This is a genomic window from Sulfitobacter sp. HGT1, assembly GCF_013282155.1.
GTDB lineage: Bacteria > Pseudomonadota > Alphaproteobacteria > Rhodobacterales > Rhodobacteraceae > Sulfitobacter.
Genome location: NZ_BLWI01000012.1, coordinates 95,243 through 111,734, shown reverse-complemented (window position 1 = coordinate 111,734; position 16,492 = coordinate 95,243). Strand labels below are relative to the sequence as shown.

The 16,492-nt window shown below is 58.3% G+C and carries 17 protein-coding genes; 9 read left to right on the top strand and 8 right to left on the bottom strand.

The features are described 5' to 3' along the window. Position 1: 1 nt before the first annotated feature. A complete protein-coding gene (gene glp / locus HGT1_RS13885; protein WP_176250823.1) occupies positions 2-2,050 on the top strand; it encodes a gephyrin-like molybdotransferase Glp in 2,049 nt (682 codons plus the stop codon). 20 nt (positions 2,051-2,070) lie between these two features. Here the strand turns inward: glp and HGT1_RS13880 are convergent, their stop codons facing one another. Together HGT1_RS13880 and greA are read right to left on the bottom strand one after the other, a co-directional pair. After that, entirely contained in the window at positions 2,071-3,120 is a 1,050-nt protein-coding gene (locus HGT1_RS13880) for a hypothetical protein (protein WP_176250561.1), read from the bottom strand. Between the two features lie 15 nt (positions 3,121-3,135). Further along, positions 3,136-3,606 carry a transcription elongation factor GreA gene (gene greA / locus HGT1_RS13875; RefSeq protein ID WP_176250560.1) on the bottom strand — a complete coding sequence of 157 codons (471 nt, stop codon included), beginning with the start codon at positions 3,604-3,606 and terminating at the stop codon, positions 3,136-3,138. 331 nt (positions 3,607-3,937) lie between these two features. On the opposite strand from greA, the gene HGT1_RS13870 reads away from it, so the two are divergent. From HGT1_RS13870 to HGT1_RS13860, 3 genes are all read left to right on the top strand, one after another. Then, positions 3,938-5,587: an electron transfer flavoprotein-ubiquinone oxidoreductase gene (locus tag HGT1_RS13870; RefSeq protein WP_176250559.1), complete on the top strand. Its 1,650-nt coding sequence runs from the start codon at positions 3,938-3,940 to the stop codon at positions 5,585-5,587. Between the two features lie 162 nt (positions 5,588-5,749). Continuing rightward, complete coding sequence (locus HGT1_RS13865) at positions 5,750-7,465, top strand: tetratricopeptide repeat protein (RefSeq protein WP_176250558.1); 1,716 nt, start codon at positions 5,750-5,752, stop codon at positions 7,463-7,465. Continuing rightward, the gene (locus tag HGT1_RS13860; RefSeq protein WP_176250557.1) at positions 7,465-8,322 is read left to right on the top strand and encodes a 4-(cytidine 5'-diphospho)-2-C-methyl-D-erythritol kinase; all 858 of its coding nucleotides are present in this window, start codon (positions 7,465-7,467) and stop codon (positions 8,320-8,322) included. Before HGT1_RS13865 ends, HGT1_RS13860 begins: the two co-directional genes overlap by 1 nt. On the opposite strand, the gene HGT1_RS13855 is transcribed toward HGT1_RS13860, so the two are convergent. After that, positions 8,315-9,313 carry a polyprenyl synthetase family protein gene (locus tag HGT1_RS13855; protein ID WP_176250556.1) on the bottom strand — a complete coding sequence of 333 codons (999 nt, stop codon included), beginning with the start codon at positions 9,311-9,313 and terminating at the stop codon, positions 8,315-8,317. The genes HGT1_RS13860 and HGT1_RS13855 overlap by 8 nt on opposite strands. Positions 9,314-9,372: 59 nt before the next feature. Between HGT1_RS13855 and HGT1_RS13850 the strand changes: the two genes are divergently transcribed. From HGT1_RS13850 to HGT1_RS13840, 3 genes are all read left to right on the top strand, one after another. After that, a complete protein-coding gene (locus HGT1_RS13850) occupies positions 9,373-9,594 on the top strand; it encodes a DUF2007 domain-containing protein (RefSeq protein ID WP_093916049.1) in 222 nt (73 codons plus the stop codon). Positions 9,595-9,598: 4 nt separating this feature from the next. Next, a complete protein-coding gene (locus HGT1_RS13845; protein WP_176250822.1) occupies positions 9,599-10,348 on the top strand; it encodes a tRNA1(Val) (adenine(37)-N6)-methyltransferase in 750 nt (249 codons plus the stop codon). Between the two features lie 113 nt (positions 10,349-10,461). Beyond that, positions 10,462-10,626 (top strand): YdcH family protein, encoded by a 165-nt coding sequence (locus HGT1_RS13840; RefSeq protein ID WP_176250555.1) that lies wholly within the window; start codon positions 10,462-10,464, stop codon positions 10,624-10,626. A gap of 4 nt (positions 10,627-10,630) precedes the next feature. Here HGT1_RS13840 and HGT1_RS13835 read toward each other — a convergent pair whose 3' ends face one another. Both HGT1_RS13835 and HGT1_RS13830 read right to left on the bottom strand, forming a co-directional pair. Then, the gene (locus tag HGT1_RS13835) at positions 10,631-11,500 is read right to left on the bottom strand and encodes a DMT family transporter (protein ID WP_176250554.1); all 870 of its coding nucleotides are present in this window, start codon (positions 11,498-11,500) and stop codon (positions 10,631-10,633) included. Next, positions 11,497-12,435, bottom strand: a complete 939-nt coding sequence (locus HGT1_RS13830) for a transcriptional regulator GcvA (RefSeq protein WP_176250553.1) — start codon at positions 12,433-12,435, stop codon at positions 11,497-11,499. The genes HGT1_RS13835 and HGT1_RS13830 overlap by 4 nt, the downstream gene beginning before the upstream one ends. Before the next feature lie 109 nt (positions 12,436-12,544). Between HGT1_RS13830 and HGT1_RS18350 the strand changes: the two genes are divergently transcribed. Continuing rightward, positions 12,545-12,679, top strand: a complete 135-nt coding sequence (locus HGT1_RS18350; RefSeq protein WP_255200208.1) for a hypothetical protein — start codon at positions 12,545-12,547, stop codon at positions 12,677-12,679. Between the two features lie 58 nt (positions 12,680-12,737). Here HGT1_RS18350 and phbB read toward each other — a convergent pair whose 3' ends face one another. The 3 genes from phbB to HGT1_RS13815 all read right to left on the bottom strand — a co-directional run bounded on the left by phbB (position 12,738) and on the right by HGT1_RS13815 (position 15,777). Continuing rightward, on the bottom strand, positions 12,738-13,460 hold the full coding sequence (gene phbB / locus HGT1_RS13825) for an acetoacetyl-CoA reductase (RefSeq protein ID WP_176250552.1): 723 nt from the start codon (positions 13,458-13,460) through the stop codon (positions 12,738-12,740). 179 nt (positions 13,461-13,639) lie between these two features. Beyond that, entirely contained in the window at positions 13,640-14,815 is a 1,176-nt protein-coding gene (locus tag HGT1_RS13820) for an acetyl-CoA C-acetyltransferase (RefSeq protein ID WP_176250551.1), read from the bottom strand. A 119-nt stretch (positions 14,816-14,934) separates the two neighbouring features. Then, positions 14,935-15,777, bottom strand: coding sequence for an EAL domain-containing protein (locus tag HGT1_RS13815; RefSeq protein ID WP_255200207.1), 843 nt, complete (start codon positions 15,775-15,777; stop codon positions 14,935-14,937). Between the two features lie 135 nt (positions 15,778-15,912). On the opposite strand from HGT1_RS13815, the gene HGT1_RS13810 reads away from it, so the two are divergent. Further along, positions 15,913-16,485 carry a DNA-3-methyladenine glycosylase I gene (locus tag HGT1_RS13810; RefSeq protein ID WP_176250550.1) on the top strand — a complete coding sequence of 191 codons (573 nt, stop codon included), beginning with the start codon at positions 15,913-15,915 and terminating at the stop codon, positions 16,483-16,485. The last annotated feature ends 7 nt before the right edge of the window (positions 16,486-16,492 follow it).

Here is a 16,492-nt window from a genome sequence, read left to right as displayed (position 1 = left end):
GATGATCGACTGGTCGGGCGGCAATGATACCGGCGCGCGCCCGCGTAAGGATGCGATCTGGGCGGGGATCAGTCGTGGGGGGCAACCCCAAGACCCGGTTTATCTGCGCAACCGGATCGCGGCAGAGGCGTGGATCGCTGATCTGATAGAAACCGAATTGGGCACCGATCGCCGCGTCATGATCGGTTTTGATTTCCCCTTTGGCTATCCCGCCGGTTTTGCCGAGGCTTTGACCGGCGCGCCCGACCCGCTGGCACTTTGGGACTGGTTCGAGGCACGGATCAAGGACACGGGCGATGCGAACAACCGTTTTGATCTGGCCGGAGAGTTGAACCTTGCGCTTGGCGACGGGCGCGGCCCGTTCTGGGCCAACGGCCTGCCCAAGCGTGACATTCCCGGCTTGCCGCGCACAAAGGCCGATTATTCGAACCCTTTCGCGGACAAGCGCCAGTCGGAAGCCCAAGCCAAGGGCGCGTTCACCTGTTGGCAAATGGCCGGTGCGGGGGCGGTCGGATCGCAGGTTTTCATGGGCTTGCCGGTTCTGTCGCGGTTGCGCAGCAGGTTTCGCGAAAAGGTCAGCGTTTGGCCCTTTGAGCCCCTGACGTCGCAGGTGGCGTTTGTTGAAATCTGGCCCTCGCTTACGGTGGGTGCCGCCCCGCAGGGGGTGATCAAGGACGCGTGGCAGGTGCAGGAAGCCGCGCGCCAGATCAGCGGCCAGTCGGGCACTGCATTGGCAGAAATGCTTGACGTCTCGGCCCCCGAAGAAGGCTGGATTTTCGGGCTTGGTTTCGAGGACCGTCTGCGGTCTGCCGCACCGTTGCGCAATGATTGCTTTGCCCTGCCACCGGGCGTGCATTGGACGCCGGTAGACGAAGCGCTGAAGCTGTTGCGCGCAAGATTGTCGCGGGTCGTTGCGGTCGAAACGGTCGGGCTGGGCGATGCCTTGGGGCGTGTCGTGGCACGGGACGTGATTGCAAAACGCGCAAACCCGCCGCTGCCGAATACTGCTGTTGACGGCTATGGTTTTGCAGGCGGGCGGGGCGCGGGGCCGCATCGGTTGCCTTTGGCCGCTGGCCGCGCTGCTGCGGGTGATGCGCCGGGGGTTGTGCCTGATGGGCAGGCAATCCGTATCCTCACCGGGGCGGCATTGCCCCAAGGGGTTGATACGGTGGTGTTGCAGGAAGACGTCCGCATTGATGCGGGTGCCGTGCATTTCAACGGCCCGATCAAGGCGGGGTCAAACACCCGCAAGGCGGGCGAGGACATAACGCAAGGCGAGGTGACCACAGGTGCGGGGCGTCGCGTGACGGCTGCCGATCTGGCGCTGATGGCCGCCACCGGAAATGCCGCGCTGGACGTGTACCGGCCCTTGCGGGTTGGCGTGATTTCGACCGGGGACGAGATCGTGCAACCGGGCGATACCGCCGCGGATGGCCAGATTTACGACGCGAACCGGCCGATGCTTTTGGCGCTGATCGCCCAGTTCGGCTATCACGCCGTTGATCTGGGCCATGTGGGCGATGACCGCGCGGCTTTGCGTGCGCGGCTGGACGGTGCCACGGGCCGCGTGGATGCGATCTTGACCAGTGGCGGCGCGTCGGCGGGGGACGAAGATCACGTGTCGGCGCTGCTGGAGGAAGCCGGTGCCTTGTCGCTTTGGCGGATCGCGGTCAAGCCGGGACGGCCTTTGGCTTTGGGGATGTGGCAGGGGATGCCGGTTTTTGGTCTGCCGGGCAATCCTGTCGCGGCAATGGTGTGCACCTTGATTTTTGCGCGCCCCGCTTTGGCCGTGATGGCCGGGCAGGAATGGACCACACCGCAAGGGTTCAACGTGCCGGCGGCATTTGAGAAACGCAAAAAACCGGGACGTCGCGAATATCTGCGCGCCCGCATGCGCGACGGTCAGGTCGAGGTGTTCGCCTCCGAAGGATCGGGCCGGATCAGCGGGCTAAGCTGGGCGGAGGGTCTGGTGGAACTGCCGGACGGCGCGGTCCATGTGCGCCCCGGCGATCCGGTGCGGTTCATCCCCTACGGATCCTTCGGGATTTAGGGCCTCAAGGCACCCGCGCCCTAGTCGAAGGTGCCCGCCACACGGCCCAGCAACATGAACGCCCGCGCGGTGCGTGTTTCAGCCAGAGCCGAGATTTCAGCATCCGATGCCTGCGCCTCAAAGCTGGCGAAAACACGGTCAAAGCGCCGCAGGAAATGATGTGCTGCATCCCGAAAAATCGGGTCCTGCTTCATGCGTGCATTGGTTAACGCAAGCGATGACCGGTCCCGCACACCGCCAAGGGCCGCAATCGTCCGGCCACGGGCCCCTTGTGCAAATTCGCGCCAGACTTCGGGGCGGGCACGGTCAGGGCGCAGGTCATCCATGTAGATGCCATCATGGCTCAGCAGGGTCAGCACGTCTTGGGATGCCTGCACCAATTGGGATGCGTTGCGGTCTTTCAGGGCTTTGCGCAGGGCGTTAAAGCCTTCGGTGTCGTCCGCCGTTTCGGGGAAGTTCAGCGCCCGAATGAAATCGTCATGCGACAGCGCGGGGGCCATATCGCTGGCTTGGGTGCCAAGGGCCAATGTGGGCTGATCGTCAGACAGCGCAACGACAGGCACGGGGACTGCGGCGCGGGGTGCCGCATCACGGCGGGTTTGAAACGTCGCCAGCGCGGTTTCGGTTTTGCGGGCGGCGGCGGCGATTTCGTCAAGTTTACGATTGACCGAGGCATCGCCATCAAAGGGTTTGCCTTGCTGCTGCGCGATATAGGCCTGCCGGATGGCGTCGATTGCAGATTGCAAACGCTGGCTTTCCTCGCGCATCACGCGGCTGGCCCGTGCTGCCGTGGCGGCAACCCAGATCATCGCGACGGGCATGAAAATCGCCAGCATCGTCATCAAGAACCGAAGGCCGCTATCCCCGGCGTCGGGGTTGGGGTTGGCAGGTTGCACCAGAAAAAAGATGGCAGAGCCCAGCAGCCAAAGCACGCTTAGTGCAATGGCGATAATTTCGATATTGGAAATGCTTTTGTCATTCGGGCGTGAATAGACGCCGAACGGCGTAGAGCGCGCCGACTGGCGCGGCGGGTTCGGCCTTGACGGTTTGGCAGGCACATTTTCGGTCATGCTGAAAACCCCAGATCAAGCGTAAATGATCTTGAGAACCTCATACGATTTTTCACCCCCCGGAGTTCGCACTGCAACGCTATCGCCTTCTTCTTTGCCGATCAACGCACGTGCAATGGGGGATTTGATGTTCAAAAGCCCTTTTTCAATGTTGGCCTCGTATTCACCAACAATCTGATAGGTTTTTTCTTCGTCGGTGTCTTCGTCCACCAAGGTGACCTTGGCACCAAACTTGATGGAGCCGGACATTTTGGACGGGTCAATCACGTCGGCCAGCGAAATCGCGCCTTCCAGCTCTTTCACGCGGCCTTCGATAAAGGACTGTTTTTCCTTGGCGGAATGGTATTCGGCGTTTTCGGACAGGTCACCATGCTCGCGCGCTTCGGCAATCGCCTTGATGATTGCAGGACGTTCTACCGTCTTGAGGTGCTTTAGTTCGGTTTCCAAAGCAGTATGACCGGCGCGGGTCATCGGGATTTTTTCCATTGTGGTCGTCCACGCAATGAGGGTCACAGCCCCAAGCCAAGCCTGAGGGTGCAACCGATTTGAATTGGTCCTTACCTGACCCAAAGTAGCGGATGATTGCAAGAGCGGAGTGTTGCGGCCCTGCCAAACTTCGCCTGCGGGGATTTGATTAAATTTGTTGCACCGCGTCGGGCCAGATTATCTCGCATGGCGAAACATAATGACGGGACGGGCGTTAAATAGGTACGAAACTGTCGCGGGCCTGCATTTTAACGTTGTGTTCCGATTGCAAAGCAAGCCCTGCTGGTTTAGCCAAATCCAAACCCATTTTCTGCCCGAAGAGGAGCCCCAAATGGCCGAAGTTGAACGCGAAACAATGGAATATGACGTCGTTATTGTTGGCGCTGGTCCTGCGGGCCTGTCTGCCGCGATCCGTCTGAAACAGCTTGATGCCGACTGCAACGTCGTCGTGCTGGAAAAAGGGTCCGAAGTGGGCGCGCATATCCTGTCGGGTGCCGTGCTGGACCCGATCGGTCTGGACGCGTTGATGCCTGATTGGAAAGAAAAAGGCGCGCCGATAAAGACCAAGGTGATCGAAGACAACTTTTACATGCTGGGCGAGGCGGGCAAGCTGCGCGTGCCCAACTTCCCCATGCCACCGCTGATGAACAACCACGGCAACTATATCGTGTCGATGGCGAATGTCTGTCGCTGGATGGCCGAGCAAGCCGAAGAGCTGGGTGTCGAGATTTTCCCCGGCATGTCCTGTTCGGAACTGGTGTACGGCGAAAATGGCGAGATCAAAGGCGTGGTTGCCGGTGAATTCGGGATCAACCCGGATGGCACCAAGGGTGACAACTATGAGCCCGGCATGGAACTGCACGGCAAATACGTGTTCCTGTCCGAGGGCGTGCGCGGCAGCCTGTCAAAGCAGGTGATCGCGAAATATGATCTGGATGCTGGCAAGGAACCGCAGAAATACGGGCTTGGCATGAAAGAGATCTGGGAAATCGACCCCGCCAAGCACAAAGAAGGCACCGTGACCCACACGATGGGCTGGCCTCTGAACAGCAATGCCGGTGGCGGATCGTTCATCTACCACATTGAAAACAATCAGGTATATGTCGGTTTTGTTGTGCATTTGGGCTATAAAAACCCGCATGTGTTCCCCTACATGGAATTCCAGCGCTTTAAACATCACCCGATGGTCGCCGAGCTGCTGAAAGGCGGCAAGCGCGTCGCCTATGGTGCGCGTGCCATCACCGAAGGTGGCTATCAGTCGATGCCCAAGATGGTTGCACCCGGTGTGGCGCTGCTGGGCTGTTCGGTGGGCATGGTCAACGTGCCGCGCATCAAGGGCAATCACAACGCCATGCTGTCGGGCAAAGCCGCCGCCGAAGCCGCATTTGATGCGATCCAGGCTGGCCGTTCCGGTGACGAGCTGACCGCCTATGAGCAAGACGTGCGCGGCGGCGAGATCGGTAAAGACCTGAAAAAAGTGCGCAACGTCAAACCGTTGTGGAGCAAATACGGTCTGATGACATCGCTTGCCGTGGGTGGGTTCGACATGTGGACCAACACCTTGGGCTTTTCGCTTCTGGGTACGCTTGGCCACGGGAAATCCGATGCCGAGGCGACGGAAAAAGCCAGCAAGCACAAAAAGATCGACTATCCCAAGCCCGATGGAAAGCTGAGCTTTGACCGTCTGACCAACGTCGCGTTTTCCTTTACAAACCACGATGAAAACCAGCCTGCGCATCTGACGTTGAAAGACCCGTCCGTGCCGGTAAATGTGAACCTCAAGGAATACGCGGGCCCGTCGGCGCGCTATTGCCCCGCCGGTGTGTACGAATTCGTTGAGGAAGAGGGCAAAGACCCGCGTTTTGTCATCAACTTCCAGAACTGCGTGCATTGCAAAACCTGCGACATCAAAGACCCGTCGCAGAACATCGTCTGGACAACGCCGCAGGGCGGGGACGGCCCGAACTATCCGAACATGTAATAGGGTCGCTTGCGAAACCATCAAAAGGCGTGCTGCGGCGCGCCTTTTTTCGTATTAGACGGGCAAATTACTGCTCACGACTGCGTGCTTGGGCGGCGGGGTGCCATTGCGCTTGGGGGTGAACCTGATAGCGTTGATCGAAACAAGATAAGGCCTGCACATATGATCCGTAACCTGTTGTTTTCTGCCAGTGTCATGGCCTTGGCTGTGACCGGGGCACTGCCCGTTTCAGCGCAGTCCGTATCGGGTGCCTATCTTGCCGGACGACACGCTGCCGCGCGCAGTGATTTTGCAGAAGCCGCTGATTACTATGCACAGGCCCTGGCGCGCGACAGCATGAATAGCGAACTGTTGGAAAGCACGATCCTTGCCTATCTGTCCTTGGGCGATATCGCAAAGGCCGCGCCCCTGGCCAAGGTTCTGGCCGCGAAAAACCAAAGCTCACAGGTTGCCTATCTGGTCTCCACCGCCGATTTGACACAAAAGGGCGACTTTGACGGGCTGCTGGCGCAAAAAGGCGACGAGGCGGGCATCGGCCCTTGGGTCGACGGGTTGGTCAAGGCGTGGTCCTATGTCGGCAAGGGCGACATGACGCAGGCAATCACCGAGTTTGACAAGCTGAGCCAGGAAGCCGGGATGCAGGGGTTTGTGATGTATCACAAGGCGCTGGCGCTGGCATCTGTGGGCGATTTCGAAGGGGCGGAGGACATCTTTGCCTCCAACAAGGCGGGTGCGGCAGGACAGACCCGGCGTGGTGTGATTGCGCGGGCCGAAATTCTGGGCCAACTGGATCGCAAGGATCAGGCGCTTGCCCTGCTCAAGGCCAGTTTCGGTGACAGTACCGACCCCGAACTCGAAGCGCTTGTTCTGGCGCTGACCAACGACGAGCCGATCAAATTCACCCAGATCGCCGATGCCAAAGCCGGAATTGCCGAGGTGTTTTTCACCTTTGCGGCTGTGTTGCGGAGTGAATCTGCGGGCGATTATTATGTGCTGCTGTATTCGCGGATCGCGCGGTATCTGAACCCGAACCACATTGACGCGCTGCTGCTTACGGCTGATCTGCTTGAGGGCCTTGCGCAATATGATCTTGCGATTACCGAGCTGGCAAATGTTCCTGCCAATGATCCGGCCTATCATGCTGCCGAATTGGGCCGCGCTGCGGCTTTGCGCAGGTCTGGCCGACCCGAACAGGCGATCGAGGTTTTGCAGCAATTGACGCGCAGCCATGGTGAATTGCCATCAGTGCATTCCGCGCTTGGCGATGCGCTGCGGGCAGAAGACAAATTCAAGGCGGCCATTGACTCCTATGACCGTGCGATCGAACTGACGGCCGAAACCAACCCGCAACGCTGGGTGCTTTTCTATGCCCGTGGCATTTCCGAAGAACGCGGCGGCGATCTGGACAAGGCCGAGGCCGATTTTCGCGCAGCGCTGGCGATCAATCCCGACCAGCCACAGGTGTTGAATTATCTGGGATATTCGCTGGTCGAACAGGGGCGCAATCTGGACGAAGCGTTGAACATGATCGAACGCGCTGTCGCGGCAAGCCCCGGATCGGGCTATATCGTCGATTCCCTCGGTTGGGTGCTCTACCGTCTTGGCCGCTACGAAGAAGCGGTGTCACAGATGGAACGCGCGGTGGAACTGGTTGCTGTTGATCCGGTGGTGAATGATCATCTGGGTGACGTGTATTGGGCGGTTGGCCGAAAGCGTGAGGCCGAATTCCAGTGGCGGCGGGCCTTGTCTTTTGTTGACCCCGAAGATGCCGACAGCGAAGCCGAACCGGACCGGATGCGCCGCAAGCTGGAAGTCGGTCTGGATGTCGTCCTCGAGGAAGAAGGGGCCGATCCGCTGACCAAGGTAATGGCGGATTGATGCGCACGAACCGCGCGGCCCTTGGCCTCGAGTATTCAGAGCCGGCATGGGCCAAGATTAACCTGACATTGCACGTCACGGGGCAACGCGCCGACGGCTATCACCTGCTGGACAGTCTGGTGGTGCGCGCGGCGGTTGGCGATCTGCTGAGCGTTACGCCGTCAGCCGAGTTGGAGCTTTTCATTGACGGCCCCTATGCGGATGCCGCGCCGCTGGATGACCGTAACCTTGTTATCCGGGCAGCGCGGCTGCTGGATGCCGAAGGCACACGCGGGGCGCGGTTGCTTTTGACCAAGGTGCTGCCTGCCGCCGCCGGGATCGGTGGTGGATCGGCTGATGCCGCAACGGCGCTCAAGCTGTTGAGCGGTCATTGGGGGGTGCCTATGCCCGAGGATGTGGCGCGCCTGGGCGCTGACGTGCCCGTTTGCATGCACAATGGCCCGCAACGGATGCGGGGCGTCGGCGAAGACCTGTCGCCAGCCGGGCCCTTGCCGCCCTGCTGGCTGGTGCTGGTAAACCCCAACAAGTCGGTTTCAACGCCAGAGGTGTTCAACCGGTTGGCATCGAAACAGAACGCGCCGATGCCACAGGCCATACCGGATTTCAAAACGCTGCAGGATTTTGTGGCGTGGCTGGCGGTGCAGCGCAATGACCTTGAGGCACCGGCGCTGCAAGTCGTTCCCGAAATCGCGGATTGTCTTGGGGCGCTGGACGATGCGCTGCTGGCGCGCATGTCGGGGTCGGGGGCCACGTGCTTTGGCTTGTATGACAGCGAAGAGGCCGCGAACCATGCCGCGGCACGGATTGACCACGCCCATCCCGGCTGGTGGGTCACCGCCGCAGAGGTTCTTAGCTGATCCGTGCCACCACGTAATCGGCAAGGTTGTGCAGCATTTCACGCAACTCGTGATCGGGCAGGGCATGCAAGGCGGCTTTTGCCTGACCGGCCCATTCCAAGGCATCGGACCTTGTCGCATTCAGCGTGTCATGCTTGTTCAAAAGGGTCAGGGCATGGTCCAGATCGCCGTCTTCCTGACGCCCCTTTTCGATGGTCCGTTTCCAAAAGCCGTGTTCTTCGGCATCTGCTTTTGCGATGGCTTTAATCACCGGCAGCGTTAGTTTTCTTTCGCGGAAATCGTCACCGATGTTTTTGCCCGTGGCGCTTGTATCCCCCTGATAGTCCAGCAGATCATCGACGATCTGGAACGCAATGCCCAAGGCATCCCCATAGTCATAAAGCGCCTTGATCTGTTCGGCAGGGGCACCGGCGATCACGCCGCCAACTTCGGTCGCGGCTGAAAACAAGGCAGCCGTCTTGCCGCGCACGACCTTGAGATAGACAGATTCGTCAGTGGCAAGGTTCTGCGCTGCGGTCAGCTGCAAAACTTCGCCCTCGGCAATGGTTGCCGATGCGTTGGACAGGATCGCCAGCACGCGCATGTTGTTGGTTTCGGTCATCAACTGGAAACTGCGCGCGAACAGATAGTCGCCCACCAGCACCGATGATTTATTGTCCCACAGCAGGTTCGCCGTGGGGCGCCCGCGCCGCTGGCCGCTTTCGTCAGCAACATCATCATGCAGCAAAGTGGCGGTGTGAATAAATTCGACCGTCGCGGCAAGGTGGATGTGATAGGGGCCGTCGTAGCCACAAATATGGGCGGCAGCCAGGGTCAGCATCGGGCGCAAACGCTTGCCGCCTGCCTCGACCAGATGGGCGGTCACCTCGGGGATGCGGGGGGCGTGTTCGGATGCCATGCGGTCACGGATCAGGTCATTCACTGCCGTCATGTCAGCGGCCAGATATCTGGCCATACGGTCATGTGGTTTTTGACTTACGTCCATCTTCATCTGCATGACCCCATCTGAAAGGCTCGACAATCTGGTCCGATTGCACTTACATCTCTGTTATGAAGGAACTTTTGCGCACGACTGACCCGACGATCATCGCTTTTGCCAGCGCCCTTCTTCAGGGCGAGGATATAGACTGCTTTCCATTGGACGTAAATATGAGCGTGCTCGAAGGTGGGATCGGTATTTTCCCCCGTCGGTTGATGGTGCACGAAGACAAGCACAGCGCCGCCCTGCGGGTGTTACGCGACAATGACATTCCAACCGGACTGCCAGACTGACCCCGTGAACAGCTTTGCTCCAGATGACCTGACCCATGACGCCTTTCTGGGGGGCAAGCTGCATTTGTGGCAGCCGCGCAAGGGGTATCGGGCGGGTGTTGACCCTGTTTTATTGGCCGCGTCCGTGCCTGCGCAGGCGGGGCAGCGGGTGTTGGAACTGGGTTGCGGCGTTGGGGCTGCATCCTTGTGTCTGGGCGCGCGGGTGCCCGGATTGACCCTGACCGGAGTAGAGCTTCAGCCCGCCTATGCCGAGCTGGCCCGGCGCAACCATTGCGGGTTCGAGGTTGTCGAGGCCGACCTTGCAGAGATGCCAGTGACGCTACGTCAACGTCAATTTGACCATGTGCTGGCCAACCCCCCGTATTTTGACCGTGGCGCTTCGGTTGCCTCGCTGGATAATGCCCGCGAAACGGCCTTGGGGGAACAGACCCCATTGGCGAAATGGGTCGAAATCGCTGCCAAACGTCTGGCCCCGAAAGGGCAGGCGCATTTCATCCACCGTGCAGAACGGCTGCCGGATCTGATCCGCGCCTTGCCCCATGATATGGGCAGCATCGAGGTCTTGCCGATTGCCCCCCGCACGGGCCGCATGGCAGAGTTGATCATCTTGCGGGCGCGCAAAAGCGGGCGTGGGGCGTTTCGCCTTTGTGCGCCGATGATCATGCACGAAGGCGATGCGCATGTGACGGATGGCGACAGTTATGTGGCCGCGATCCGTGCGGTGTTGCGTGACGGTGCCGCGCTTCCGTTTTAGGCATCAACCAGCCGATTGTTCAACTTGTCTGAAGTTTTGCTGCGATGCCGCGTGACAGGTTGAATCTTTCGTGCTTCACTCAAGCTACGCAACATTCAAAATAGGAGAGTTAAGTGGCATTTGACGCGCATCTTGAAGCTTTGAAACGGAAACATATGGCGGTGAGCGATGCTGTAGAAGAGGCACAGCGAGCCCCGGGTATCGACGATCTGAAAGTTGCAACGATGAAGAAGGAAAAGCTTCGACTGAAGGAAGAGATTACCAGACTGTCGGATTAACCATTTAACCAGACTTAACGTAACTGGCGCGCGCTGCACATAAAGCGCCGCCAGTGATCAACGCAGCCGCCCAAAACAGAATGGGTTCGGCGGGCGTGACACCGGAAACCACCAGAATAAGCGTCGACAGCAAGGGGGCCAGATAAGAACTGGTACCAAGCAATTGGATGTCTCCGCGTTTCACCCCGATATCCCAGACATAGAATGCCAAACCGACAGGGCCAAGGCCCAAGCCCACAATGCTGGCCCATCCCAAGCCTGTCGTGGGCAGGACGGTCTCTTCGAACAGCAGATGCAAGGGCAGGGACAAGGCCGCTGTGCCAAGGCAGAAGACAACAACGCTGGCCGTTGGGGCTGTGCCGATGCGCCGCGACAGCAGCGAATAGGCCGACCAGGTCAGGGCGCAACAGATGGCCAGCAGATAGCCCGGCAGATACTGCGCCTGAAAGCTGCCTGATCCGTTCGAGATGATCAACGCCGCCCCGGCGAATCCTAATACGGCGCCAAAAACATGCCCCTTGCGCAAAATCTCTCCGGGCAGGAGGCCGGAAAATACAACGATCAGCAAAGGCCATAAATACGCGATCAACCCGGCCTCTGCGGCGGGGGCCAGTCGCAGGGCGGAAAAATACAGCGCGTGATACCCGAAAAGCCCTGCAATGCCGAACAGATACACCCGCAGCGGCACGGTCTTCAACGTGCCAAGGGTACCAGTGGCCAAGCACCAGATCAGCCCCAGCACGCCCCCGATCGAAAAACACAGTGTGTTCAGCAAAAGCGGCGGGGTCGGTGCGGTGCCGACGGTGAAAAGCGCCAGCAGCGACCACAGCAAAACCGCAGTAAAACCGATCAGCGTTGCTTGGGGCCGCGTCATGCCGTGGGCCTTGGGATGATCTGGATGGCGTCGGCAAGGGCCGAAGTCTTGTTGATCTCGCGCATGATCCATTCCCTGAAAGCTATGATTTGCGGCCGGTCCTGCGCCGTCTTCGGGCAGAGAAACCAGAATCGCGCCCCTGTGGCAAGTGCGGCATTATAAGGTGCAACCAGCCGCCCTTCGGCCAGATCCTTGATCACCAATGCGCGTCTGCCAAGGACAACACCCACACCCGCCAATGCCGCGTCTGTGGCGTGGTCTGCCTGGGAAAAGCGGGGCCCCTGAACCGCTAGGGCAGGCAGGCCCATAGCGGCAAACCAACTGTTCCAATCCATCGGCGGGTCCAAAAACGCGATTGATTCGTCGATGATCAGCGGCGCGTGTTGCAGGCTGGCGGGCGTGGGGTATCGGGCGGCCAGTTCAGGCGTCATGACCGGCGTCACCCATTCCTCCGCAAGGGGGAGCGCATAAAGGCCGGGATCCACAGATGATCCGAACCGGATCGCGACATCAATATTGTCGCGCGCAAAATCCATCTTTCGCAATGAAGCCGAAAACCGAAGTTCAATTTCCGGGTGCGCTTGGGCGAATTCGAACAGCCTTGGTGCCAGCCACTTGGCTGTAAAAGCGGGCCCCGCTGTCACGGTCAAAGAGTGGTGATCCTGTGTGCGCTGTGCACTGCGCCAGGCGCTGGCCAGTGTCTGAAACCCGTCTGTTGCACCGGGGGCAAGGGCGATGCCTGCCTCGGTCAATTCGACGGCACGGTTCAGGCGGCGGAAAAGTGGCGCACCGAAATGGGCCTCTAGCGACTTGATCTGAAAGCTTAGGGCTGCTGGCGTCACGTTGAGCTCGGCTGCGGCTGCTGCGAAAGACAGGTGCCGTGCCGCGGCTTCGAAGGCGCGCAATGCAGTGAGTGGTGGCAGGCGATCTGTCATATCAGTTAAGTATTTCTTATGTGAAGCGCAGAAAGTCTCGTTTGTTAAGCGGATACCTTTGGGCAATCTTAAGCACAGAACAGAATTGCTTGATAGATTGGATTTGAAGATGATTGAAGCAACAACAAACCGCGCCGCACGAAACGCGATGGAGCAGGCGCATCGGGAGCGGGCCCGGGTAACCTTGGCATTTTGGGGCTGGCTGTTCGGGGTGTCGGATAAGAACCATTCACGCGCGCGGTAATGTCAAAAGGCCAGCGCATCCCTGCGCTGGCCTTTCAAAGCTCAAACTGTGCGTGACGTCAGACGAGGTGCTGAGCGCCGTTCGCCGTAATCGTGGACCCGTTGATAAATCCTGCGTCATCCGCGACCAGAAACAGAACCGCGCGGGCGATTTCTTCTGGTTCGCCCAACCGACCGGCCGGGATCTGCGCAATAATCGACTCGCGTACTTTTTCAGGGACGGCCATGACCATGTCAGTGGCGATATAGCCCGGACAGATTGCGTTGGCTGTTATGTTTGCGCGCGCGCCTTCTTGGGCGAGGGATTTTATGATGCCCAGATCACCGGCCTTGGTCGCGGCATAGTTCACCTGCGCGAATTGCCCCTTTTGACCATTGATCGAGCTGATCACTACAATCCGGCCAAATTTGCGTTCACGCATGCCTGGCCAAATCGGGTGGATGGTGTTGAACACGCCGGTCAGGTTGGTGTTGACCACCTCATGCCATTGATCTGGCGTCATTTTATGAAAAGGTGCGTCACGCGTGATGCCTGCGTTGGCGACGATAACTTCTACAGGGCCAAGATCGGCTTCGACTTTTGCGATGCCCGCTTTGGAGTCGTCGTAATCGGCGACATTCCATTTATATGTCTTGATGCCGGTGCTTTCGGTAAATTTTGCTGCGGCTTCGTCGTTGCCAGCATAGGTGGCGGCGACGGTGTAACCGGCGTCCTTGAGTGCTGTTGAAATGGCGGCACCGATTCCGCGGCTACCTCCGGTCACAAGTGCGACACGTGACATGGTGATCCTCTCCCCTAACGGCAACGTTATTTCATTTTTGATAACGGCTGCGCAATTTTATTACGTCAAAGATTGATAAAACATCATGTGCAGGCTTTGCAACCGTTTTGGCCAAGCTTTTTGCAAATGTTTTCTAAGAGAAGTGCACGGCGCATCAATCTGCGCCGTGCGGGGTCGAGTTAGGGGCGCTCAAGGCACATTGCGACGCCCATGCCGCCGCCGATGCACAAGGTCGCAAGACCCTTTTTCGCGCCACGGCGCTGCATTTCGAACAGAAGGGTGTTCAGGATTCGCGCGCCCGAGGCACCGATCGGGTGACCGATAGCGATCGCACCGCCATTGACGTTCACGATTTCCGGGTCCCAGCCCATCTCTTTGTTAACGGCGCAAGCCTGTGCCGCAAATGCTTCGTTGGCCTCTACAAGGTCGAGGTCTTCGGGCTTCCAGCCGGCTTTTTCCAACGCCTTGCGGGAGGCGTAGATTGGCCCGGCACCCATGATGGTCGGGTCAAGGCCAACTGTTGCGTAGGATGCGATACGTGCCAGTGGCGTGATGCCGCGTTTCTCGGCGTTGTCCGCCGACATCAGCAATGCGCCAGCCGCACCGTCGTTCAGGCCCGAAGCATTCGCTGCAGTGACTGAGCCGTCTTTTGTAAAGGCAGGGCGCAGCTTTTGCATCGCTTCCATGGACGCGCCATGGCGAATGTACTCGTCACTGTCGACGACAGTCTCGCCTTTGCGGGTCTTGATTGTGTAGGCAACAATCTCGTCGGCGAACTTGCCCGCTTTTTGCGCGGCCTCAGCCTTGTTCTGGGAGCGCACCGCGAATTCATCTTGCGCGTCGCGGCTAATCTGCCACTTTTCCGCAACGTTTTCAGCTGTTTGACCCATGTGGTAGCCGTTGAATGCATCCCAAAGACCGTCTTTGATCATTGTGTCAATGAACTGAAGGTCGCCCATTTTCTGGCCGGGGCGCAGGTTTTGTGCGTGGGGGCTCAACGACATGTTTTCCTGGCCGCCTGCAGCCACAATATCGGCATCGCCCAGTTGGATGTGCTGTGCGGCCAGTGCGACGGCGCGCAAGCCGGATCCGCAAACTTGGTTGATCGACCAGGCCGCGGATTCAATCGGCAATCCAGCATTTACATGGGCCTGACGTGCGGGGTTTTGTCCCTGTGCAGCTGTCAAAACTTGACCAAGAATGGTTTCAGAAACCTCTGATGCATCAATCCCTGCGCGCGCGACAATCTCTTTCAGGACAGCGGCACCCAAATCGTGGGCAGGTGTATTTGCAAAAGATCCGTTAAAGCTACCCACGGCTGTGCGTGCTGCGGATGCGATGACAACATTCGTCATGTGTATTTCCTCAGGTTATTGACCGATGGGGTTCCCATCGCAACTTCCTTGCGATCCCCTAGCCTTCTGAAAGCCGGATATACCGCATTGCAGCAGACGCGGCAATCTCGACGTAAGGCTTATCCTGTTTTGCGGTTTTCGGGCTTGATGGCCCAATAGGGCCGGGTGGTTGGCGCACTGAATAGATACCCTTGCTGGCAGTCGACGCCCAGCTGGGCCAGAACTGCACAATCATCCATGTTTTCAACCTGTTCCGCGACCGTCACCATGTCGAAGTTTTCGGCAATAGATACCATGACAGTGACAAGCGCGCGGTTTTCAGAGTTCTGTGCAATGTCACGTGTGAACTGCCCGTCAATTTTCAGAATATCGAAGTAGAGGTCCTTGAAAAATCGGATGGCGGCATAGCCAGACCCGAAATTATCCAGTGCAAAACAAACCCCTTTGTCTTGCATGCGCTTCATGAAATCTGACACCAGTTCGGGCATCAGCATGGCCGATTGTTCACTGATTTCGAGGATCAAACGCTCCCCGATCGTTGGTTCCCGTGACAGCCACCTGTTCAACATGGTTGTCCACGCCCTGAAGCCGATTGATCTGGCGGACATGTTGATCGAAATCCGCAATTCCGGGTGGGCCTGCAAGGTGATCATGCCTGCGTCCAAGGATAGCACGTCAATCTGGCGGCCCAGTTGGGTGTTTTCAACGACGGGCATAAAATCCCGCGCAGGTATCACTCGGCCAGTTGGATCCAAAACACGAATAAGCCCCTCATGAAAGGCGATCTTATGGCTGGCCACATCACGCAAAATTGGTTGATATGCCATTAATGTTTGTTTGTGATCGACGGCGTCTTGGACCATTGCAATGGTCGATTGGTCACGCTGTGTCACGGCATAGTCGAGAGGACTGCCACCCCCGTCGGGAAGGTCGGCGAAACAATGTTTGGACCGCTGATGCACGTGGCAGATTCCTTTTTTCCCGGACTATGCTGCGTTCATGCATGGTGTTTTGATAAGGGCAGGTTAAATGTCGAATGAATATAGATTTGTCATTATAAACGGCATGTTCATTGTAACGGGAATAAAGGAGTGACGATGCAACGTTGTGATTGGGCAGGCCCGGAACAAATTTACCTTGATTATCATGATACTGACTGGGGTGTGCCGGAATACGATAGCCGGGCGTTGTGGGAAAAGCTGGTGCTCGACGGGTTTCAGGCGGGGCTAAGCTGGATCACGATCCTTAAAAAGCGAGAGAACTTTCGCGAGGCCTTTGCGGGGTTTGACCCCGACGTGATCGCCGATTGGGGGGCTGCCGATGTTGAAAAACTGCTGCAAAACCCTGGTATCATCCGCCACCGCGGCAAAATTGAAGCGACGATTACCAACGCGCGTGTCTGGCAAAAAATCGAGGCGCGTGAAGGGTTTGACGCGTATTTGTGGAACTATGTCGGCGGGGCACCCTTGCAGAACCGCTTTGCCAGCCAAGCTCAGGTGCCGCCTTCGACCGCGTTATCAACGCAAATATCCAAAGACCTGAAGAAAGAGGGCTTCAAATTTTGTGGGCCCACCATCGTTTATGCATTTATGGAGGCGGTCGGCATGGTTAACGACCACCTTGTCACCTGCCACCGACACGATGTTGTCGCATCGATGACCAAAGGGTAACAAATGA